Raw genomic sequence first — 20688 nt, 5'->3', positions numbered from 1 at the left:
GAGGGGCTTTTGTGCCTGTAACATGACACCACGCCATTTGCTGGCGTGAAGCCGCCGGCGCGGTGCCGGTGTCATCACGGAGGAAAGTTTCCAATGAGTGCATCCAACAATATCGAAGCGGCAGCCGAAGACATCGCGAGCGACGTGCGCGGCGTGCTGGCCAGCAAGGACCTGGATTCGGTTCCCCACATCAAGGCGCTGCGCCAGCGCATCGACACCAAGCTCGCCATTGCACGCGAACTTGCCGCGGAAAAGAGCAAGCTGGCCGCCAAGAAGGCCCGCGAAGCGGCCAACTCTGCCAACGCCTACGCCCACGACGAACCGTGGCAGATCGCCGGCGCCGCGCTGGCTGTCGGCGTGCTGGTGGGCCTGCTGCTTGGCCGCCGCTGACCTGAACGCAAGCCGCCGCCGCGCCGTTCCTCGCCGAGCCGGATTCGGCGCATGAGATTGCTGTCCCTGTTCGGGCTCGATGCCCGTTTGCGGCGGCTGCGGATCGCTGCGGCCGAAGGTGCGCTGGCGGCCGAAGACCGCGTGCAGCTCCTGCGCATGGCGTGGGAGGACGAGAAGCAGCGCCTCAAGCTGATGCTGGTGCTGGTGGTGGCGGTGCTCGGCCTGACCACGGTGGCGGTGGCCTTGCTGTCGATGGCGGTGGTGGTGCATTTCTGGGAAACGCCGCACCGCATCGCGGCGGCGTGGTCGGTGGCCGGCGTGTGGGTCCTGCTCTGGCTGGGCGCGGCGCTGGGGCTGTTCCTGACCCTTCGCAATGCTTCCAACAGCTTCATGCCGGCACGCCGCGAATTCGAACGCGACTGGGCCTGGGTGCAGGACAGCTTCGGCCTCGGCAAGGATCCCGACCAGGATGAAGAAGCGCCGCGCCCCCGGCGGCCCGCCACGCGCGAGGAACTGCTCGCCCGCATGGATCGCCAGCGCGAGCGCATTGCCACCATGCAGGGCGCAGGCCCGGCACGGCCCGCCGGCGCAACGGCTGCTTCCTCCGAGGCACCGCCGGCCGACGAATCGGCGGCAGCTGCGGCATTGCGCATTGCGCGGGAGCACCCCGTGGCCACCGGCGTCGCCGCCGCGGTGGCCGTGGTGGTGATCCGTCCCAAGCGGCTGCTGCGCTGGGCTGCGTTCATTGCGCCAGTGCTCTGGCGCATGCGCTGAGAAAGAGAAAAGCGCGGAGGCTCAGGCGGCGCTGCGGCCTTGCAGCAATGCCTGCGCCGCTTCGCGCACCAGCGCCGGGCCGCGGTAGATGAGGCCGGTGTAGATCTGCACCACGTCCGCGCCCGCGGCAATCTTGGCCCTGGCATCGGCCGCGCTCAGGATGCCTCCCACCCCGATGATCGGAAAAGCCGGCCCCAGCGCCGCGCGCAGTTGCGAGACCACGCGGTTGCTCGCCTCGCGCACGGGGGCGCCCGAGAGCCCGCCTGCTTCGTTGGCATGCGGCAGGCCGGCAACCGCATCGCGCGCCAGCGTGGTGTTGGTGGCGATCACGCCGTCCATGCCGTGGCGCTGCAACGTGGCGGCGATCACGGCGACCTGGCCCTCGTCCAGGTCGGGAGCGATCTTCACGAACAGCGGCACGCGCCGATGGCTGCGCTCGGCCAGCGCATGGCGGCGCTCGGCGATGGCGCCCAGCAGGGCGTCGAGTGCCTCGTCGCTCTGCAGCGTCCGCAGGTTGGCGGTGTTGGGACTCGAGATGTTGATGGTCACGTAGTCGGCATGCGGGTACACGCCGTCCAGGCAGACCAGGTAGTCGTCCACCGCCTTCTCGATGGGCGTGGCGGCGTTCTTTCCGATGTTGAGCCCGAGCCGCATCGGCTTCCTGCCGCCGCTGCCGCTCCTGCGGAAGCGCGCCTTCTGCACGTTGGCAAGAAAGGCATCGAGCCCTTCGTTGTTGAACCCGAGCCGGTTGATGAGCGCGTCGCGCTGGGGCAGGCGGAACATGCGCGGCTTGGGGTTGCCCGGCTGCGCCTTGGGCGTGACCGTGCCGACTTCGACGAAGCCGAAACCCATGGCGGCAAAGGCGTCGATGCAGCGGGCGTTCTTGTCGAGGCCAGCGGCCAGGCCGACGCGGTTGGGAAATTCCAGCCCCGCCAGCGTGACCGGATCATCGACGCGCGGCGCGGCGTAGGCGCAGGCCAGCGGCGTGTTCTGCGTGCGGGCCAACCCGTCGAGCGTGAGTTCGTGGGCATGCTCCGGGTCGAAGCCGAACAGAAAGGGCCGGGCCAGGCCGTAGAGCGAAGAGGGGAGCAGGGGCATCGGATAATTCTCGACTTCAATGAGCCAAGGATTCTCCGCGATGACTGCACCCGTTTCCCCTTCTTCCGCCGCCGGCGCCGCGAACGGCGCGGGCGCCATCTCCCAGGACGAACTCAAGGCCCAGGTCGGCCGCGCCGCGCTGGCCTACGTGGCCAAGGGTGAAATCGTCGGCGTGGGCACGGGCTCCACGGTGAACAAGTTCATCGACGCGCTGGCCACCATCAAGGACCAGATCAAGGGCGCGGTGTCCAGCTCGGTGGCCTCGACCGAGCGCCTGCGCGCCCTGGGCATCCCGGTGTTCGACAGCAACGAGGTCGACGAACTCGGCGTCTACATCGACGGCGCCGACGAGATCGACCCCCGCGGTTTCATGGTGAAGGGCGGCGGCGCGGCGCTCACGCGCGAGAAGATCGTGGCGGCGCAGTCGCGGCGCTTCGTCTGCATCGCCGATGCATCCAAGCTGGTCGATACGCTCGGCGCCTTTCCGCTGCCGGTGGAGGTGATTCCGATGGCGGCGCGCCGCGTGATGCGGCAGTTCGAGGCCATGGGCGGCATCGCGCAGGTGCGCGAGAAGGACGGATTGCCGCTCGTGACGGACAACGGCCAGCACATCGTCGACGTGACGGGGCTGCGGATCAGCGATCCGCTCGCCTTCGAATCCGAGGTGAGCCAGTGGCCGGGCGTGGTCACGGTCGGCGTGTTTGCCCATCAGAAGGCCGACGTGTGCCTGCTGGGCACGCCCGCGGGCGTGCGAACGATGCAGTTCGACTGAGGACCAACGGCCGCCAGCCCTGGCCGGCGGCCGGCCGGGTCAGAACTTGATGCCGGCCGGGTTGCTCGGGCTCGGACCGCTCGGTGCGGGCGCGGCCGGCGCCGGTTGGGCAACGGGCGCGGGCTCGCGTGCAGCGGGCGCCGGCTGCGCCGCCACCAGCGGCCGGGCCGGCGGATTGCGGTAGCCGGCAGGCAGGCTGTTGCTCTTCGGATAGCCCGCGGCGTCGAGGTATTGCGACCATTCGGCGTCCGAGTAGCCCTTGAGCTGCTGTGAGCCGATCGTCAGCAGCGGCAGCGAGGACTGGTTGCTCAGGCGCTGCAGCGCCTCGACGTCCTGGTTGCTCTTGACGGTGCGCTCCTCGAAGGGGATGCCGCGCGTGACGAGCAGCGAACGGGCCGTGCCGCAGGGCGCGCATTCCTCGCTGCTGTAGAGCGTCACGGGGTAGCGCTGCGCCACCTGCCGCAGCTCGTAGGGCAGCCCGGCATTGGCGGGAGCCGTGATGCCGGCCTGCGGCGCCGCGGCCGGTTCCGTGCTCGCGGTGGGCGCACGGTCCGAGAAGGTGACCTTGCCGTTCTTGTCGACGTTGCGGTAGATCGGCTGGGCCATCGCCCCCGCGGCGACGAGCAGCAGGGCGGCGCCGGACAGGCGATGCAAGGAGGATTTCTTGTGGGTCGGATGCATCGCCCGAGTATCGCAAGCTTCAGGCCCGCATCAAGCGGGCTGGGTCTGCGCCATGCCCTGGTGTCGCAGCAGCGCATCAAGCTGGGGCTCGCGGCCGCGGAAGGCCTTGAACGAATCCATGGCGCTGCGGCTCCCGCCGGCTTCGAGGATGGCCTGGCGGTACCTGCGGCCGGTCTCGATGTTCGGCTGGCCGTCGGCGCCCACGGTTTCCTCGAAGGCCGCATAGGCGTCGGCGCTCAGCACCTCGGCCCACTTGTAGCTGTAGTAGCCGGCCGCGTAGCCGCCCGAGAAGATGTGGCTGAAGGTGTTCGGCGTGCGGCTGAAAGGAGGCGAAGGCATCACGGCCACCTCGGCGCGCACCTTGCCCAGCAGCGCGAGCACGCCGCCCGGCTGCGCGGCGCCGGCCTGGTACTCGGTGTGCAGCAGCATGTCGAACAGCGAGAACTCGATCTGGCGCAGCGTCTGCAGGCCGCTCTGGAAGTTCTTGGCGGCGGTCATCTTGTCGAACAGCGCGCGCGGCAGCGGCTCGCCGGTGTCGATGTGGGCCGTCATGTGCCTGAGCACATCCCACTCCCAGCAGAAGTTTTCCATGAACTGGCTCGGCAACTCGACCGCGTCCCACTCGACGCCGCTGATGCCCGACACGTCGCGCTCGTTCACCTGCGTGAGCATGTGATGCAGGCCGTGGCCGAATTCGTGGAACAGGGTGGTCACGTCGTCGTGCGTGAGCAGCGGCGGCTTGCCGTCGACGCCGCTCGCGAAGTTGCACACGAGTTGCGCCACGGGCGTTTGCAGCACGCCGTCGTCCGGGCGCAGCCAGCGCGCGCGCACGTCGTCCATCCAGGCGCCGCCGCGCTTGGCGGCGCGGGCCGAAGGATCGAGGTAGAACTGGCCGACCTTCTGCCCGGCCCGCTCGATGCGGTAGACCTCGACGCTCGGATGCCAGGTGGGCGCGCTGTCGCGGCGAATCGAAACCTCGAACAGCGTCTCGACGATCTTGAACAGGCCGGCCATCACCTTGGGCGCCGGGAAGTACTGCTTGACCTCCTGCTCGCTGAAGGCGTAGCGCGCTTCCTTGAGCTTCTCGCCGATGTAGCTCCAATCCCAGGCCTGCGGATCGGTGATGCCCAACTGTTCCGCGGCGAAGGCGCGCAGGTCGGCCAGGTCGCGTTCGCCGTACGGCTTGGCCTTGGCCGCGAGATCGCGCAGGAACTTGATCACCTGCTCGGGCGACTCGGCCATCTTGGGCACGACCGAGAGCTCGCCGAAATTCTTGTAGCCGAGCAGTTTGGCTTCTTCTTCCCGCAGCGCGAGGATCTCGTTGATCAGCGCCGTGTTGTCGAAGGCCGGATCGCCGAGCTCGCTGGCACGGGTGACGTAGGCGCGGTAGAGCGTTTCGCGCAGCGCGCTGCTCCTGGCGAACTGCATCACGGGCAGGTAGCAGGGCATCTTGAGCGTGAGCTTGTAGCCCTGCTTGCCTTCGGCTTCGGCTGCTGCGCGGGCCGCGCTCACCACGTCTTCGGGCACGCCCTCGAGCTCGCCCAGCGCCGCGTAGTACGAGAAGGCATCGGTCGCATCGAGCGCGTTCTCGCTGAACTTCTGGCTCAGCTCGGCCTGGCGCTCCTGGATGTCGGCAAAGCGCTTCTTCGCCTCGCCCTGCAGTTCCGCGCCGCCCAGCACGAAGTTGCGCACGGCATTCTTGTGCGCCTGGCGCTGCTCGGGGTTGAGGGTGGCCACGTCGATGGCCTTGTACTTGGCGTAGAGGCGCTCGTCGGAACCCAGGCGGGTCCAGAAGGCGGTCACGCGCGGCATGGCCTCGTTGTAGGCGGCGCGCAATTCCGGCGTGTCGGCCACGGCGTTGAGGTGGCCGACGGCGCCCCAGGCGCGGCTGAAGCGCTCGGACGCGACGTCGAGCACCTTGGAGATCGCATTCCAGTCGGCGGGAAAATCGGCCGCCGTCACGGCCTGCAGCGCCGCCTCGGCTTCGGCCAGCAGGATGTCGACCGCGGGCGCAACGTGTTCGGGCTTGATGCGGTCGAACAGCGGGAGATCGGTGAAGTCGAGGAGGGGATTGTTCTTCATGGCCATGGAAGTCACTTGGCGGCGCGTTCTGCGGCTTCAAGGGTGTTGACGAGCAGCATGGCGCGCGTCATGGGGCCGACGCCGCCGGGCACGGGAGTGATCCAGCCGGCCACTTCCTTGACGCCGTCGAAGTCGACGTCGCCCGCGAGCTTGCCGTCTTCCTTGCGGTTCATGCCCACGTCGATCACGACCGCGCCGGGCTTCACCATGCCGGCTGTCAGGATGTTGCGCTTGCCCACCGCGGCAACGATCACGTCGGCCTGGCGCGTGAAGGCGGCCAGGTCTTGCGTGGCGCTGTGGCAGATGGTCACGGTCGCACTCTTGGCGAGCAGCATCATGGCCATCGGCTTGCCGACGATGTTGCTGCGGCCGATGACCACCGCATGCTTGCCGCGCAGGTCATAGCCGATGGATTCGAGCATCTTCATGCAGCCGTACGGCGTGCAGGGCCAGAAGCCCGGCGCGCCGGTCATGAGCGCACCGGCGCTGGCCACGTGGAAGCCGTCCACGTCCTTGGCGGGCGAGATCGTCTCGATGACCTTCTGGCTGTCCATGTGCCTGGGCAGCGGCAGCTGAACCAGGATGCCGTGCACCTTGGGATCGTCGTTGAGGGCGCGGATGCGGTCGAGCAGCGCGGCCTCGCTCATGTCGGCAGGATAGGTTTCGAGCGTGGCCGCAAGGCCGGTTTCGGTGCTGTCGTTGACCTTGTGCTTCGTGTAGACCTGGCTGGCCGGGTCGCTGCCCACGAGGATGATGGAAAGGGCCGGGTCCACGCCCTTGGCCTTCAGTGCGGCGGTGCGGCCGGCAACCTCGGCGCGAATGGTTTTGGCGAGGGCGTTGCCGTCGATCAGTTGGGCGGTCATCGGTTTCGATTTTCCAAGTAAAAACGCCCGCTTGCGCAGGCGTGGGAGTCATTCATTGCTATCGGGGGGTTAGCTCAGGCCTCTCGCCGGGCCGCCCCAAGGGAGGCCTGCGCCCCCTCGGGGGGCAGCGAATACACGAAGTGATGAGCGTGGGGGCCCATTTCAGGCTTTGGCGGCCGGTGCCGCCTGCCCGAGTGCGATCTTGAGCAGATCGGCCACGGTGTTGGCGTTGAGCTTTTCCATGATGTTGGCGCGGTGCGCCTCGACCGTCTTGATGCTGATGCCCAGGTCGTCGGCAATCTGCTTGTTCAGGCGGCCGGCGACGATGCGCTCGAGCACCTGGGCCTCGCGGCCGGTGAGCTTGGACAGCAGCGCATCGCGGCTGGCCGACTGCTGGTGCTGCGTGAAGGCGCCGCGCGCGTGCTCGAGCATGCGCTCGACCAGCGTGACGAGTTCCTCGTCGTTGAACGGCTTCTGGATGAAATCCATCGCGCCCTTCTTCATGCTGTCGACCGCCATCGGCACGTCGCCGTGGCCGGTGATCACCACGATGGGCAGCGGGGAGCGCCGTTCGATCAGCCGGTCCTGCAGTTCGAGGCCGGTCATGCCGGCCATGCGGATGTCGACGATCAGACAGGCGACTTCGCGCGGGTCGTATCGGGAGAGGAAGGACTCGGCCGAATCGAAGCAGCGAACCCGGTAGTCCTTGCCTTCGAGCAGCCATTGCAGCGAATCTCGCACGGCTTCGTCGTCGTCGACGACATAGACAGTGCCCTTCTTCGGAATCAAACTCATGCAGGTACCTTTGCCTCGTCGCTTGCTACGGAACTGGGAGCGTCCAACACCGGAATCCAGAAGGAAAAACGGCATCCGATCACATCCGGACCATTGTAGATGTTCTCCGCCTGCATCCGGCCGCGGTGGGACTCCACGATGGTGCGGCAGAGGTTCAGCCCGATGCCCATGCCCTCCGGCTTGGTGGAGAAGAAGGCCTCGTACAGGCGGTCCATCACCTCGGGGGCCAGGCCCTTGCCGGTGTCCTGCACCGAGAACTCGATGGCGTTGTGGCCCTCGATCACCTTGGGCAGCACGCGCAGCTCGACGCTGCGGCGGGCGAGCGGCCGCTCGGCAATGTCGATGGACTCGGCCGCGTTCTTCAGCAGGTTGACCATCACCTGCTCGATCAGGATCGGGTCCACCTGCACCACCGGCAGCCGCGCGGCCACGTAGTGGTTGAGCCGCACGTTGCGCCGCCGCAGCTCGATGCCCGCGAGCTCGACCGCCTCGCTGACCATGGTCGACACGTCGGCGGCGGTGCGGTTGGGCTCGCTGCGCTTCACGAACGAGCGGATGCGCTGGATGATCTGCCCCGCGCGCTGCGCCTGCTTGGAGGTTTTCTCCAGTGCCGCGAGCAGCGCCTCGGTGTCGATGGCCTGCCCCTTGATGCGCGACATCATGCCGTTGCAGTAGTTGGTGATGGCCGTCAGCGGCTGGTTGAGCTCGTGCGCCACGCTGGAGGCCATCTCGCCCATCGTGATCAGGCGGCTCGCGGCCTGTGCGCGGTCGGCCTGCGCGGCGGCCTGCTCCTCGGCGTCGCGCCGCGGCGTGATGTCGGTGGCGATCACCAGCTGGGCCAGCCGGCCGTCGACCCAGGTGAGGTAGCGCGAGCGCACTTCGAGCCACTTGCCCAGGTGCGGCACGAAGATCTCGTTGTTGGCAGCCTGGGCGGCGGTCAGGGTGTCGATCGGCAGGCCGGCGTAGGGGTCGACGTCGTCCAGGCCCTCGTCGTGCGCATTGGAGGTGGGCACGCCGGCCTGCGCCACCATGCCCAGGTGGCCCACGGTGTCGGAGCCGAACCAGAGCCGGTACAGCTTGTTTGCGAACAGCAGTTCCTCGCTGCCGATGGGCGCAACCGACACGGCGGCGTCGAGCGCCTCCAGCACCGTGGTGAAGCGCTCGTAGGAAGCCGACAGCTGCTCGCGGATGCGCGTGGGTTCGGTGATGTCGGTCATCGACGTCATCCAGCCGGTCTGGTGGCCGCGCGCGTCGATCAGCGGCGACACATAGAGCCGGGCGTTGAACACGCTGCCGTTCTTGCGCTTCACGCGCACCTGGAAGCCGCCGGGCAGGGCGCGGCCGTGCAGTTCTTCCTCGAGCCGCTCGTTCATCACTTCGCGGTCCGACTCCAGCCAATAGGGGAACGGCGGCGACTGGCCCACCAGCTCGGCTTCGCTCCAGCCCGTCATTGCGCAGAAGGCGGCGTTCACGTAGGTGATGCGGCCCTGCAGGTCGAGCACGCGCATGCCGGTGAGCATGGAGTTTTCCATCGCGCGGCGGAAGTTGGTCTCGGCAACCAGCCGTTGCTGGGCCTGCTGGCGCCGCCGGGTGTGGCGCCAGGTGCCGATCAGCATCCAGCTGGTCAGCACGCTGAGCGCGCAGACCAGCCAGAACAGGCCGTTGCCGACCACCCCCTGCGAGGTCCGGTAGGCCTGGGCGCGCAAGACCAGTGCGTTGCCGACGGGCGACACCGGCACTTCGTACTCATTGGTTCTTTCGGGCCAGGGGAGGAGCCGCGTGCCGCCTTCCCTCAGGTTGGCCGTATTGCCCGCGAGCACGTTGCCCTTGGCGTCGAGCAGCGAGACCGCATAGCGCGCCTGCACTTCCGAGGGCATGCCGTAGCGCAGCAGGCCGTCGACCGAAAACTCGCCCAGCACCACGCCCGCGAACAGGCCCTGGTCGAAGAGCGGAATGTGCAGCTGCAGCATCGCCGCGGGATCGCTGCCCGCCACCGGCTGGGAGAAAACCGGCTGGCGCAGCTCGCGGGCCAGGGCGTAGTTGCTCTCCACGTCGCCCGGGCGCAGCACGTCGCCGATCAGGTGCTGCTGCGCGGGATGCACGCTCGGCGCCGAATAGCCGGCCTTGAAGCGGCGCCGGTCGTCGATCCAGGTGACGGTCTGCAGCTCGGGGAACTGGCTCACGAGCGATTCCGCGCGGCTCGCGAATTCGATCGGGTCGATCTCGCGGTTGGAGGCGTCGCGCGCGATGCGCATCAGCTGTTCCTGGCGCTCGAGCAGGCGCAGGCGCATGCGCTGCTGCGCGTATTCGACGTCGCGCCGCACGGATTCCTGCTCGCGCTCGACTTCCTCGGTGCGCAGGTACCAGAACGCCGACACGATGGCCGCCAGGAACAGCAGCACCGCCGCAATCGGCGCCAGCATGGCGACCGCGTCTTGCAGCACCGGCGTTTGCTGGCGCCACCAGCGGCGCCACCACGAGAGCGGAGACGCATTCACGGCGCTGCGGGCAACCGCCAGCGGAGAGGAAAAAGGCATCCTGCGAGTTTAGGTGATGGCCTCTGCGCCAAGGAGAGCAGGGCCGCAGTGCCATTGATTCCGACGCGGACGACTTTGTTTCCAAAATATCACATTAAGAAATCAGCATGCACTATTTGAAATGGAAGCATTTCTATGAGAAACTTCCGCGCGGTGATCGAAGAGCGCACTAAATTACAGCCACAGCCCTAAAGGAGAGACAAGCATGTCGGCAAATCCCGAGAACCTGTTCGGCTCGGCCGCGAACGACGCGGACGCCCAGGAAACCCGTGAATGGATGGATGCACTGTCCTCCGTCATCCAAAGCGAGGGACCTGAACGGGCCCACTTCCTTCTCGAGCAGCTGCTCGAACATGCGCGGCAGCACAGCATCGACAAGCCGTTCTCCGCCAACACGGCCTACGTCAACACCATCGAGCCCGACCAGGAAGAGCGCTGCCCCGGCAACCTCGAGATCGAGGAGCGCCTGCGCGCCTACATGCGCTGGAACGCCATGGCGATGGTGGTCAAGGCCAACCGCCACCACCCGGCCGAAGGCGGCGACCTCGGCGGCCACATCGGCTCCTTCGCCTCGCTGGCGAACATGTTCGGCGCCGGCTTCAACCACTTCTGGCACGCCGAGAGCGAAAACCACGGCGGCGACTGCCTCTACATCCAGGGCCACGTCTCGCCCGGCATCTATGCCCGCGCCTACCTCGAAGGCCGACTGAGCGAAGAGCAGCTGCTCAATTTCCGCCAGGAAGTCGACGGCAAGGGCCTTTCCAGCTACCCGCATCCCAAGCTGATGCCCGAGTTCTGGCAATTCCCGACCGTCTCGATGGGCCTCGGCCCGCTGATGGCCATCTACCAGGCCCGCTTCCTGAAATACCTGCACGCCCGCGGCATTGCCAACACCGAGAACCGCAAGGTCTGGGTGTTCTGCGGCGACGGCGAAATGGACGAAGTCGAATCGCTGGGCGCCATCGGCCTGGCCGCGCGCGAAGGCCTGGACAACCTGATCTTCGTCATCAACTGCAACCTGCAGCGCCTGGACGGCCCGGTGCGCGGCAACGGCAAGATCATCCAGGAACTCGAAGGCGAATTCCGCGGTTCGGGCTGGAACGTCATCAAGCTGATCTGGGGCAGCAGCTGGGACCCGCTGCTGGCGCGCGACAAGGAAGGTGCGCTGCGCAAGATCATGATGGAGACCAACGACGGCGACTACCAGGCCTTCAAGGCCAACGACGGCGCCTACGTCCGCAAGCACTTCTTCGGCCGCGATCCGCGCACGCTCGAGATGGTCTCCAAGATGAGCGACGACGACATCTGGCAGCTGCGCCGCGGCGGCCACGACTCGCAGAAGGTCTACGCGGCCTTCGACGCGGCCGTGAAGCACAAGGGCCAGCCCACGGTGCTCCTGATCAAGACGGTCAAGGGCTTCGGCATGGGCAAGATCGGCGAGGGCAAGAACAACGTCCACCAGACCAAGAAGCTCAGCGATGAGGACATCATGGCCTTCCGCGACCGCTTCAACATCCCGATCCCGGACAGCAAGATCGCCGACCTGCCGTTCTACAAGCCGGCCGACGACACGCCGGAAATGAAGTACCTGCACGAGCGCCGCAAGGCCCTGGGCGGCTACCTGCCGCACCGCCGCACCAAGGCCGACGAGAGCTTCACGGTTCCCTCGCTGGACACCTTCAAGTCGGTGATGGAACCCACGGCGGAGGGCCGCGAGATCTCCACCACGCAGGCCTACGTGCGCTTCCTCACGCAGCTCCTGCGCGACAAGGCGCTGGGTCCGCGCGTGGTGCCCATCCTGGTGGACGAGGCGCGCACCTTCGGCATGGAAGGGTTGTTCCGCCAGATCGGCATCTACAACCCCGCTGGCCAGCAGTACACCCCGGTCGACAAGGACCAGGTCATGTACTACAAGGAAGACAAGGCCGGCCAGATCCTGCAGGAAGGCATCAACGAAGCCGGCGGCATGTCGAGCTGGATCGCGGCGGCCACGTCGTACAGCACGAACAACCGCATCATGGTGCCGTTCTACGTGTACTACTCGATGTTCGGCTTCCAGCGCATCGGCGACCTGGCCTGGGCGGCCGGCGACATGCAGGCGCGCGGCTTCCTGCTGGGCGGCACCTCGGGGCGCACCACGCTCAACGGCGAAGGCCTGCAGCACGAAGACGGCCACAGCCACATCCTGGCCAACACCATCCCCAACTGCGTGAGCTACGACCCGACCTTCGCGCACGAAGTGGGCGTGATCCTGCACCATGGCTTGAAGCGCATGGTCGAGAAGCAGGACAACGTCTACTACTACCTCACGCTGCTCAACGAGAACTACCCGATGCCCGGCCTGCAGCCCGGCACCGAGGAGCAGATCATCAAGGGCATGTACCTGTCCAGGCAGGGCCCGGCGCTGAAGGCCAAGTCGCCCACCGTGCAGCTGCTGGGCAGCGGCACGATCCTGCGCGAAAGCTTCGCGGCGCAGGAGCTGCTCGAGAAGGACTGGGGCGTTTCGGCCTCGGTGTGGAGCTGCCCGAGCTTCAACGAGCTGACGCGCGACGGCCAGGACGCCGACCGCTGGAACCTGCTGCACCCGGACCAGGCGCCGCGCGTGCCCTTCGTGGCCGAGCAACTGGCACCCACGACCGGACCGGTGGTGGCATCGACCGACTACATGAAGGCCTACGCCGAGCAGATCCGCCCCTTCATCCCGAAGGGCCGCAACTACAAGGTGCTGGGCACCGACGGCTTCGGCCGCAGCGACTTCCGCAACAAGCTGCGCGAGCACTTCGAGATCAACCGCCACTACATCGTGGTGGCCGCGCTCAAGGCTTTGAGCGAAGATGGCACGGTGCCGGTAGCCAAGGTGGTCGAGGCGATCAAGAAGTACGGCATCAATGTCGACAAGGTCAACCCGCTTTACGCCTGAACATCAATAAGCAACAACCAACGAACGAACGGCGCCTCACGGCGGGAGACGAACAATATGGCAGCAGTGGAAGTCAAGGTGCCGGACATCGGCGATTTCGATGAAGTCGCGGTGATCGAGGTGCTCGTGAAGGTGGGCGACACGGTCAAGGCCGAGCAGTCGCTCATCACCGTGGAATCGGACAAGGCGTCGATGGAGATCCCGTCGTCGACTGCCGGTGTGGTCAAGGAACTGAAGGTCGAGGTCGGCAGCAAGGTGAAGGAGGGCTCGGTGGTGCTCGTGCTGGAGGCCGATGGTGCCGCCGCCGCACCGGCGCCCGCAGCGGCCCCGGCCCCTGCGGCGGCCGCCGCCCCGGCACCCGCAGCTGCGGCGCCTGCACCGGCTGCCGCGCCTGCGGCCTCGGGCCCGGTCGAAGTCAAGGTGCCCGACATCGGCGACTTCAAGGACGTTGCGGTCATCGAGCTGCTGGTGAAGCCCGGCGACGCGATCGCGGCTGACCAGTCGCTGATCACGGTGGAGTCGGACAAGGCCTCGATGGAGATTCCATCGTCGGCGGCCGGCGTGCTCAAGGAGCTCAAGGTCAAGGTGGGCGACACGGTCAACATCGGCGACCTGATCGCGATATTGGAAGGCTCGGCAGGTGCCGCGGCACCGGCGCCTGCGCAGGCTGCTGCAGCCGCGCCCGCTGCGGCAACCGCCAGTGCACCCGCGCCGGCCGCCGCATCGCCGGCACCGGCTGCAAGCCCGGCTGCTGCCGCAGCCGCGCCGCATGAGCCGACGGTCGCGCCCACCGGCAACCTGCCGCATGCCTCGCCCTCGGTGCGCAAGTTCGCACGCGAGCTCGGCGTGCCGCTCGAGGAGGTCAAGGGCTCCGGTCCCAAGGGCCGCATCACGCAGGAAGACGTCCAGGGCTTCACCAAGGCCGTGATGAGCGGCCAGGCCAGCACCAAGGCATCGGCCGCCAAGGCGCCGGCTGGCGGCGGCAGCGCGGATGGCGCTGCACTGGGCCTCATTCCCTGGCCCAAGGTCGACTTCACGAAGTTCGGCGCGGTCGAGCGCAAGGACCTGTCTCGCATCAAGAAGCTCAGCGGCGCCAACCTGCACCGCAACTGGGTGATGATTCCGCACGTCACCAACAACGACGAGGCCGACATCACCGAGCTGGAGGCCTTCCGCGTCTCCACCAACAAGGAGAACGAGAAGTCGGGCATCAAGGTCACGATGCTGGCCTTCGTGATCAAGGCGGTGGTGGCGGCGCTGAAGAAATTCCCCGACTTCAACGCCAGCCTCGACGGCGACCAGCTGGTCTACAAGCAGTACTTCCACATCGGCTTCGCGGCCGACACGCCCAACGGGCTCGTGGTGCCGGTGCTCAAGGATGCCGACAAGAAGGGCATCCTGCAGATCAGCCAGGAAATGGGCGAACTCGCCAAGAAGGCGCGCGACGGCAAGCTCGGCTCGGCCGACATGCAGGGCGGCTGCATGTCGATCAGCTCGCTCGGCGGCATCGGCGGCACGCACTTCACGCCCATCATCAACGCCCCCGAAGTGGCCATCCTCGGTCTCTCCAAGGGCCAGATGAAGCCGGTGTGGGACGGCAAGCAGTTCGTGCCGCGCCTCACGCTGCCGCTGTCGCTGTCGTACGACCACCGCGTGATCGATGGTGCCCTGGCTGCGCGCTTCAACGCCTACCTGGGCCAGGTGCTCGCGGACTATCGCCGAATCCTGCTATGACCACGGTAGTGGCCGTCCGCAAAGGCGGCCAGGTCACGATGGCGGCGGATTCGCTGGTGACCTTCGGCGACACGCGGCTCTCGCACCGCGCCGAGGCAAACCAGAAGATCTTCACCGTCGAGGACGCGGCGGGGCAGAGCCTGTTTGCCGTGGCCGGCGCCGCCGCGCACTTCCTGGTGCTGCAGCATGCGCTGGCCGCGCAGCCGCGCGAGGCGCTGCTGTTTGGCAGCAAGCACGAGATCTTCCGCACCTTCACGCTGCTGCATCCGGTGCTGAAGGACGCGTTCTTCATGCAGACCAAGGAAGACGAGCACGAGCCCTACGAGTCGAGCCAGTTCACGATGCTGATGGCCAACCAGAGCGGCATCTACGGCATCTACAGCTACCGCGAGGTGTTCGAGTTCAAGCAGTTCTGGAGCATCGGCTCGGGACGCAGCTTTGCGCTCGGCGCCATGCACGCGGCCTATGACATCAAGTCGCGCACTTCGCGCGACGTGGCGGAGGCGGGCATCGCCGCCGCCTGCGAATTCGATCGCAATTCGGCCCCACCGGTCGACGTTCTCACACTCAAACTGAAAGTGTCCAAATGAGCGAACAACAAATCAAGGTGCCCGACATCGGCGACTTCGACGAAGTCGCGGTGATCGAGGTGCTGGTCAACGTCGGCGACACGGTCAAGGCCGAGCAGTCGCTGATCACGGTCGAATCGGACAAGGCCTCGATGGAAATTCCGTCGTCGGCGGCCGGCGTGGTGAAGGCGCTTGCCGTCAAGGTGGGCGACAAGGTCAAGGAAGGCTCCGTGGTGCTGACGCTCGAGGTGGACGGTGCCGCGGCGCCTGCACCGGCAGCGGCCGCGCCTGCACCCGCCTCGGCGGCTCCTGCGCCCAAGGCTGCCGCTCCGGCCGCAGCCCCGGCAGCGGCGCCCGCGGCCTCCAGCTACGGCGGCAAGGTCGACGTCGAATGCGACGTGATCGTGCTCGGCGCCGGCCCCGGCGGCTACTCGGCGGCTTTCCGCGCGGCCGACCTGGGCCTCAAGGTCGTGCTGATCGAGCGCTACGCCACGCTCGGCGGCGTGTGCCTGAACGTCGGCTGCATTCCCTCGAAGGCGCTGCTGCACGTCGCCTCGGTCATGGACGAGGTCAAGCACTTCGCCGACCTCGGCGTGAGCTTTGCCGCGCCCACGGTCGACCGTGCCAAGCTGCTCGGCCACAAGAACAAGGTGGTGGGCAAGCTCACCGGCGGCCTTACGGCCATGGCCAAGATGCGCAAGGTGACGGTGCTGCGCGGCGTCGGCAACTTCATCGATCCGTACCACCTGGAGGTGGAAGAAACCTCGGGCACCAGCTGGGACACCACCGGCAGGAAGCAGACCGTCAAGTTCCGCAATGCGATCATCGCGGCCGGTTCGCAGTCCGTGAGCCTGCCGTTCATGCCGAAGGACCCGCGCGTGGTCGATTCCACCGGTGCGCTCGAGATGGGCACCGACCCCAAGCGCATGCTGGTCCTGGGCGGCGGCATCATCGGCCTCGAAATGGGCACGGTGTATTCCACGCTGGGCGCGCGCCTGGACGTGGTCGAGATGCTCGACGGCCTGATGCAGGGCGCCGACCGCGACCTCGTGAAGGTCTGGCAGAAGATGAACGCGCCGCGCTTCGACAACATCATGCTCAAGACCAAGACGGTGGGCGCCGAGGCCACGAAGGAGGGCATCAAGGTGACCTTCGAGGGCGAGCAGGCACCCAAGGAGCCGCAGGTCTACGACCTGGTGCTGCAGGCCGTGGGCCGCAGCCCGAACGGCAAGAAGATCGGCGCCGAGAAGGCCGGCGTCGCGGTGAGCGATCGCGGCTTCATTCCGGTCGACATCCAGATGCGCACCAACGTCCCGCACATCTTCGCCATTGGCGACATCGTCGGCCAGCCGATGCTGGCGCACAAGGCGGTGCACGAGGCGCATGTGGCGGCCGAGGTGATTGCCGGCGAGCAAAAGGGCGACAAGGAGCTGTCGAGCGCCGCCTTCAACGCCCGCGTGATTCCGAGCGTGGCCTACACCGACCCCGAGGTGGCGTGGGTGGGTCTCACCGAAGACCAGGCCAAGGCCGAAGGCATCAAGATCAAGAAGGGCCATTTCCCGTGGACCGCTTCGGGCCGCGCCATCGCCAACGGCCGCGACGAAGGCTTCACCAAGCTGCTGTTCGACGCCCAGACGCACCGCATCCTGGGGGGCGGCATCGTCGGCACGCATGCCGGCGACATGATCGGGGAGATTGCGCTGGCCATCGAGATGGGCGCCGACGAGATCGACATCGGCAAGACCATCCACCCGCATCCGACGCTGGGCGAGAGCATCGGCATGGCGGCCGAGGTGGCGCACGGGACCTGTACCGACCTGCCGCCGGCCAAGAAGGCGGCCTGACCGGCGAGCTTCGACCGGCCACAAAAAATCCCGCCGCGGCGGGATTTTTTTCGTCCTGATGGAGGACGCGGGATTTGGGAGGGAAGGCTCAGTTGCCGGTGTGGGTTGCCGCAGTTGCCGCGGCCTTGATCTCGTCGTTCTGGGCGCCACCGAGCACGCGGCGTGCGCCGTCGAAGCGGCGGCTCCAGTAGCTGCCGTTCATGTCTTCCACACGGACCTGGGCACCGGTGCGCGGCGAGTGGATGAACTTGCCTTCGCCCACATAGATGCCGACATGGCTGAAGGCGCGGCGCATGGTGTTGAAGAAGACGAGGTCGCCGGGCTTGAGCTGGCTGGGATCGATCTTCTCGGTGGCGGCGGCCTGTTCTTCGGCGCGGCGCGGGAGCACGTGGCCGAGCGTCTGGTTGTACATCGCGCGAACGAAACCGCTGCAGTCGAAGCCGGATTCGGCCGAGTTGCCGCCGCGGCGATAGGGAACACCGAGGAAGCCGATGGCGGTCACCACCAGGTCGGAGGTTCGTTCAGCGACGGTTTGGCGGACCTGCCTGAGTTGGCCGATGATGCCCTTGTCCGCCAGCAGCCGGGCCAGTTCGTCATCGGTTCGATCCTGTTGGGGGGCGGCTTGGACTGCGACGGCAAACAGGAGGGACGCGGGTAGGACGAAAAAACGCATGGCGCGTAGGATATTGATGACGCCCGGTTATGTCAATCTCATCCGAATTGGCGAATGTATCTTCAAGTCTTTGATTTGTTTGATTTTTTTCGATTCGATCGAAGAAAAAATGTAACGACTGATCTTTATGAACCATAAGTGATTGGCCGAAAGCGAACTTTTGTACTCGCATTGAAGAGGCAAACAGCCTGGATTCGGCCTGCATTTCGCGTCAAGATCGCGCCAACTACCCGGAAAAGACATGAACCTGCGAATTCAGGAAGCTGGGCGCCTCCTAGGAAGGGTGGCCATTGTGGCGGGCTTGGCCGTCTGGGGTGCCGCCATGGCGCAGATACGGCCGGAAACCATTTCGACCGGCCTCGAGAACCCATGGGGGGTGGCTTTTCTGCCGGGCGGCCGTTTCGTGGTCACGGAGCGGGCCGGACGGTTGCGGCTGATCGCTGCGGACGGCAAGATCGGCGCGCCCATCACTGGCCTGCCCCCCATCGCGGCCGGCGGCCAGGGCGGCTTGCTCGACGTGCTGGCCGATTCGGGCTTCGACAAGAACCGCACACTGTATTTCTGCTTCTCGGAACCCGCAGCCGGTGGTGGTTCGGGCAACGGCACGGCACTGGCCAGCACGCAGCTTTCGGCCGACGGCACGCGGCTGGAGAACCTCAAAATCATCTTCAGCCAGCAGCCCAAGGTGGCCAGCCGCAACCATTTCGGCTGCCGCATCGTCGAGGCGCGCGACGGCACGCTGTTTCTCACGCTGGGCGACCGGTTCAGCCGCAAGGAAGATGCGCAGAAGCTCGACAACCACCTGGGCAAGGTGGTGCGCATCGCCAAGGACGGCTCGGCGCCCAAGGACAACCCCTTCGTCGGCCGGGCGGGTGCGCTGCCCGAGATCTGGAGCTATGGCCACCGCAACGGACAGGGCGCGGCGCTCGGGCCCGATGGCCGCCTTTGGATGACCGAGCACGGCCCGCAGGGCGGCGACGAAATCAATATCCCGCAAGCCGGCCGCAACTACGGCTGGCCGGTGATCACCTACGGCGAGAACTACGGCGGCGGAAAGATCGGCGAGGGCATCACGGCGAGGGACGGCATGGAACAGCCGCTGCACTACTGGGTGCCGTCGATCGCGCCCTCGGGCATGGCTTTCCTCACCAGCGACCGCTACGGCGCGGCATGGAAGGGCAACCTGTTCGTGGGCTCGCTCAAGTTCGGCTATCTCGACCGCATCGAGCTGAAGGACGGCAAGGTGGTGGCCGAGCACAAGCTGCTGGCCGACGACCGGGCCCGCATTCGCGATGTGAAGCAGGGGCCGGACGGCCTGCTCTACGTGCTGACCGACGAATCCGACGGCAAACTGCTGCGCCTGCGGCCGAACTGAGGCGGGCCTTCAGTCCTCAGCCGGGGCAGCCCGGCAGCGGCAAGGTCGGCAGCATGCGGCGCCAGAGCCGCGTCCACTCGGGCCAGTCGTGGCCGCCTTCGGTCGTGAAGACGCGGTTGGCGGGCAGCGCGGCCGCCAGCAGCCGATGGCTGAAGGCAAAGCGGTCGTCGACGCCATAGCCCAGGTAAAGCGGCGGCCGCGCGCCGAAGGTGGCGGTGGCGCCGACGTAGCCGCGCAGCCACTGCCACAGCTGGGTTTCGTTCGGTATTTGCGGGTCGCTGCCCGGCGGATCGCCCAGCGGACCGGTCCAGCGGGCGAGGCCGCCGGCATTGGCGATGTCGGTGCCGAGCGCGCGTTCCCCGAGATAGGGCGCAATGGCCACGAGGCCCGCAAGCTCGCCGGGATGGGTCTGCGCGTAGAGCAGTCCGCCGAAGCCGCCGACCGAGATGCCGACGATCCAGATGGCCTTGTAGCCCTGGCTGCGCGCCGGCACCATCACGTCCTGGCTCAGGCGCTCGAGGATGGTCCTGGCGTCGTAGTAGCCCAGGTGCGCGTCGACCCGCATCACGTCCACCGCGAGCCTGTTGTCGTTCAGCGCCTTGACGAAGCCTTCGCGCTCGAATTCGTCGGGGTGCGAGTACGCGCCGGGCAGCATCACGATCAGCGTGTCGGCATTCGGCGTGCAGCTGCTCTTCTCGAGCGCGCGGTCCAGCGGCGCCTTGGCGGTGCGCAGGCCACCGCATCCGGTCACCACCAGCGCCGCGCCAAGGGCCAGAATCGGCAAATGGCGCCGGGCCGAAAAGAAGATCCGCATCCGCCCGGAGTCTAGAGAGATACGCGCCGTTTCGGTGGTACGGTCTGGCCCCATCAATTCCATCTGAATGAAAGAACCGGTTCATGCTGCTCGATGCCTCGCTTTCCCAACTCGTCCTGGTCGACTACCAGGCGCGGCTGATGCCGTCGATCTTCGAGGGCGAAGCGGTCGCGCAGAACGCAGTGCGGCTCGGCAAGATGGCCCAGCTGTTCCAGCTGCCGGTGTGGGGCACCGAGCACAACCCTTCCAAGCTGGGCGAGAACCTGCCCGACATCCGCGCGCTGTGCCAGCGCACCCTGTCGAAGATGCACTTCAGCGGCGTGGAAGAGGGGCTCGGCGAATGGCTGCGCGTGCCGGCGAAGGCGCCGCAGGGCAATGCCCGCAGCCTGCCCAAGCACCTGCAGAAGCCCGCGGCGGCTGCCGAAGAGCGCAATTCCATCGTGATCGCCGGCTGCGAAGCCCATGTTTGCCTGCTGCAGACCGCGCTCGACCTGCTGGAGGACGAGTTCGAAGTCTGGGTCGTCACCGACGCCTGCAGCTCGCGCACCGAGCGCAACCGCGACGCCGCCTTCGACCGGCTGGCCGGCGCCGGGGCCGAGCTCGTGACGACCGAGATGGTCGGCTTCGAATGGCTGCGCACCGCGGAGCACCCCGCGTTCTCTGAGCTGCTCACCCTGGTCCGATAGCCGCAACCGGCGGCGCACCGCAAGGGCTCGGCCGGATTGTTCCGGCCGTCAGCTTGCTGCAAGATCGGTCTCCATAATTAT

General features: G+C 67.0%; 17 protein-coding genes. 9 read left to right on the top strand and 8 right to left on the bottom strand.

The features are described 5' to 3' along the window. Nucleotides 1–93 precede the first annotated feature (93 nt). Nucleotides 94–390: a glycine zipper domain-containing protein gene (locus AC1DSC_RS06650; RefSeq protein WP_012747272.1), complete on the top strand. Its 297-nt coding sequence runs from the start codon at nucleotides 94–96 to the stop codon at nucleotides 388–390. Nucleotides 391–441: 51 nt separating this feature from the next. Next, a complete protein-coding gene (locus AC1DSC_RS06645; RefSeq protein WP_018902815.1) occupies nucleotides 442–1164 on the top strand; it encodes a phage holin family protein in 723 nt (240 codons plus the stop codon). Between the two features lie 21 nt (nucleotides 1165–1185). Here AC1DSC_RS06645 and AC1DSC_RS06640 read toward each other — a convergent pair whose 3' ends face one another. Continuing rightward, nucleotides 1186–2262: a quinone-dependent dihydroorotate dehydrogenase gene (locus AC1DSC_RS06640; RefSeq protein WP_018902814.1), complete on the bottom strand. Its 1077-nt coding sequence runs from the start codon at nucleotides 2260–2262 to the stop codon at nucleotides 1186–1188. A gap of 40 nt (nucleotides 2263–2302) precedes the next feature. Here AC1DSC_RS06640 and rpiA point away from each other — a divergent pair, with 40 nt between their 5' ends. After that, nucleotides 2303–3034, top strand: a complete 732-nt coding sequence (gene rpiA / locus AC1DSC_RS06635) for a ribose-5-phosphate isomerase RpiA (protein ID WP_018902813.1) — start codon at nucleotides 2303–2305, stop codon at nucleotides 3032–3034. A gap of 39 nt (nucleotides 3035–3073) precedes the next feature. Here rpiA and AC1DSC_RS06630 read toward each other — a convergent pair whose 3' ends face one another. The 5 genes from AC1DSC_RS06630 to AC1DSC_RS06610 form a co-directional block, all read right to left on the bottom strand. After that, on the bottom strand, nucleotides 3074–3715 hold the full coding sequence (locus AC1DSC_RS06630) for a glutaredoxin family protein (protein WP_012747276.1): 642 nt from the start codon (nucleotides 3713–3715) through the stop codon (nucleotides 3074–3076). Nucleotides 3716–3745: 30 nt separating this feature from the next. Next, nucleotides 3746–5803: a M3 family metallopeptidase gene (locus tag AC1DSC_RS06625; RefSeq protein WP_018902812.1), complete on the bottom strand. Its 2058-nt coding sequence runs from the start codon at nucleotides 5801–5803 to the stop codon at nucleotides 3746–3748. A gap of 5 nt (nucleotides 5804–5808) precedes the next feature. After that, nucleotides 5809–6660 carry a bifunctional methylenetetrahydrofolate dehydrogenase/methenyltetrahydrofolate cyclohydrolase FolD gene (gene folD / locus AC1DSC_RS06620; RefSeq protein WP_018902811.1) on the bottom strand — a complete coding sequence of 284 codons (852 nt, stop codon included), beginning with the start codon at nucleotides 6658–6660 and terminating at the stop codon, nucleotides 5809–5811. 162 nt (nucleotides 6661–6822) lie between these two features. Then, nucleotides 6823–7455, bottom strand: a complete 633-nt coding sequence (locus AC1DSC_RS06615; protein ID WP_012747279.1) for a response regulator transcription factor — start codon at nucleotides 7453–7455, stop codon at nucleotides 6823–6825. Continuing rightward, on the bottom strand, nucleotides 7452–9992 hold the full coding sequence (locus AC1DSC_RS06610; protein WP_012747280.1) for a PAS domain-containing sensor histidine kinase: 2541 nt from the start codon (nucleotides 9990–9992) through the stop codon (nucleotides 7452–7454). Before AC1DSC_RS06610 ends, AC1DSC_RS06615 begins: the two co-directional genes overlap by 4 nt. A gap of 205 nt (nucleotides 9993–10197) precedes the next feature. Between AC1DSC_RS06610 and aceE the strand changes: the two genes are divergently transcribed. From aceE to lpdA, 4 genes are read left to right on the top strand one after another with little or no spacing between them, the layout of a single operon-like run. Next, the gene (aceE, locus tag AC1DSC_RS06605; protein ID WP_012747281.1) at nucleotides 10198–12912 is read left to right on the top strand and encodes a pyruvate dehydrogenase (acetyl-transferring), homodimeric type; all 2715 of its coding nucleotides are present in this window, start codon (nucleotides 10198–10200) and stop codon (nucleotides 12910–12912) included. Nucleotides 12913–12969: 57 nt separating this feature from the next. After that, complete coding sequence (gene aceF, locus AC1DSC_RS06600; protein ID WP_018902810.1) at nucleotides 12970–14646, top strand: dihydrolipoyllysine-residue acetyltransferase; 1677 nt, start codon at nucleotides 12970–12972, stop codon at nucleotides 14644–14646. Further along, nucleotides 14643–15236, top strand: a complete 594-nt coding sequence (locus tag AC1DSC_RS06595; RefSeq protein ID WP_012747283.1) for an Ntn hydrolase family protein — start codon at nucleotides 14643–14645, stop codon at nucleotides 15234–15236. Before aceF ends, AC1DSC_RS06595 begins: the two co-directional genes overlap by 4 nt. Further along, entirely contained in the window at nucleotides 15233–17059 is a 1827-nt protein-coding gene (gene lpdA, locus AC1DSC_RS06590; RefSeq protein ID WP_018902809.1) for a dihydrolipoyl dehydrogenase, read from the top strand. The genes AC1DSC_RS06595 and lpdA overlap by 4 nt, the downstream gene beginning before the upstream one ends. An 88-nt stretch (nucleotides 17060–17147) precedes the next feature. Here the strand turns inward: lpdA and AC1DSC_RS06585 are convergent, their stop codons facing one another. Next, entirely contained in the window at nucleotides 17148–17732 is a 585-nt protein-coding gene (locus tag AC1DSC_RS06585) for a C40 family peptidase (protein ID WP_012747285.1), read from the bottom strand. A 241-nt stretch (nucleotides 17733–17973) separates the two neighbouring features. On the opposite strand from AC1DSC_RS06585, the gene AC1DSC_RS06580 reads away from it, so the two are divergent. Beyond that, the gene (locus AC1DSC_RS06580; protein ID WP_436289147.1) at nucleotides 17974–19107 is read left to right on the top strand and encodes a PQQ-dependent sugar dehydrogenase; all 1134 of its coding nucleotides are present in this window, start codon (nucleotides 17974–17976) and stop codon (nucleotides 19105–19107) included. 16 nt (nucleotides 19108–19123) lie between these two features. On the opposite strand, the gene AC1DSC_RS06575 is transcribed toward AC1DSC_RS06580, so the two are convergent. After that, on the bottom strand, nucleotides 19124–19921 hold the full coding sequence (locus AC1DSC_RS06575) for an alpha/beta fold hydrolase (protein WP_369664420.1): 798 nt from the start codon (nucleotides 19919–19921) through the stop codon (nucleotides 19124–19126). An 83-nt stretch (nucleotides 19922–20004) separates the two neighbouring features. Between AC1DSC_RS06575 and AC1DSC_RS06570 the strand changes: the two genes are divergently transcribed. Next, nucleotides 20005–20607, top strand: a complete 603-nt coding sequence (locus AC1DSC_RS06570) for an isochorismatase family protein (protein WP_278879449.1) — start codon at nucleotides 20005–20007, stop codon at nucleotides 20605–20607. Nucleotides 20608–20688: the final 81 nt, after the last annotated feature.

This window comes from Variovorax sp. 01N425, assembly GCF_056399465.1.
The sequence above is the reverse complement of the archived record's forward strand: the minus strand, read 5'-3'. Positions and strand labels throughout refer to the sequence as shown.

What these genes read in the sequence shown, in the direction of transcription:
- rpiA (WP_018902813.1), top strand. Translation starts at nt 2,303, where the DNA reads ATGACTGCACCCGTTTCCCCTTCTTCCGCCGCCGGCGCCGCGAACGGC.
- AC1DSC_RS06615 (WP_012747279.1), bottom strand. Translation starts at nt 7,455, where the DNA reads ATGAGTTTGATTCCGAAGAAGGGCACTGTCTATGTCGTCGACGACGAC.
- AC1DSC_RS06640 (WP_018902814.1), bottom strand. Translation starts at nt 2,262, where the DNA reads ATGCCCCTGCTCCCCTCTTCGCTCTACGGCCTGGCCCGGCCCTTTCTG.
- AC1DSC_RS06575 (WP_369664420.1), bottom strand. Translation starts at nt 19,921, where the DNA reads ATGCGGATCTTCTTTTCGGCCCGGCGCCATTTGCCGATTCTGGCCCTT.
- lpdA (WP_018902809.1), top strand. Translation starts at nt 15,233, where the DNA reads ATGAGCGAACAACAAATCAAGGTGCCCGACATCGGCGACTTCGACGAA.
- AC1DSC_RS06585 (WP_012747285.1), bottom strand. Translation starts at nt 17,732, where the DNA reads ATGCGTTTTTTCGTCCTACCCGCGTCCCTCCTGTTTGCCGTCGCAGTC.
- AC1DSC_RS06645 (WP_018902815.1), top strand. Translation starts at nt 442, where the DNA reads ATGAGATTGCTGTCCCTGTTCGGGCTCGATGCCCGTTTGCGGCGGCTG.
- AC1DSC_RS06630 (WP_012747276.1), bottom strand. Translation starts at nt 3,715, where the DNA reads ATGCATCCGACCCACAAGAAATCCTCCTTGCATCGCCTGTCCGGCGCC.
- aceF (WP_018902810.1), top strand. Translation starts at nt 12,970, where the DNA reads ATGGCAGCAGTGGAAGTCAAGGTGCCGGACATCGGCGATTTCGATGAA.
- AC1DSC_RS06625 (WP_018902812.1), bottom strand. Translation starts at nt 5,803, where the DNA reads ATGGCCATGAAGAACAATCCCCTCCTCGACTTCACCGATCTCCCGCTG.
- AC1DSC_RS06570 (WP_278879449.1), top strand. Translation starts at nt 20,005, where the DNA reads ATGCTGCTCGATGCCTCGCTTTCCCAACTCGTCCTGGTCGACTACCAG.
- aceE (WP_012747281.1), top strand. Translation starts at nt 10,198, where the DNA reads ATGTCGGCAAATCCCGAGAACCTGTTCGGCTCGGCCGCGAACGACGCG.
- folD (WP_018902811.1), bottom strand. Translation starts at nt 6,660, where the DNA reads ATGACCGCCCAACTGATCGACGGCAACGCCCTCGCCAAAACCATTCGC.
- AC1DSC_RS06650 (WP_012747272.1), top strand. Translation starts at nt 94, where the DNA reads ATGAGTGCATCCAACAATATCGAAGCGGCAGCCGAAGACATCGCGAGC.
- AC1DSC_RS06610 (WP_012747280.1), bottom strand. Translation starts at nt 9,992, where the DNA reads ATGCCTTTTTCCTCTCCGCTGGCGGTTGCCCGCAGCGCCGTGAATGCG.
- AC1DSC_RS06595 (WP_012747283.1), top strand. Translation starts at nt 14,643, where the DNA reads ATGACCACGGTAGTGGCCGTCCGCAAAGGCGGCCAGGTCACGATGGCG.
- AC1DSC_RS06580 (WP_436289147.1), top strand. Translation starts at nt 17,974, where the DNA reads ATGAACCTGCGAATTCAGGAAGCTGGGCGCCTCCTAGGAAGGGTGGCC.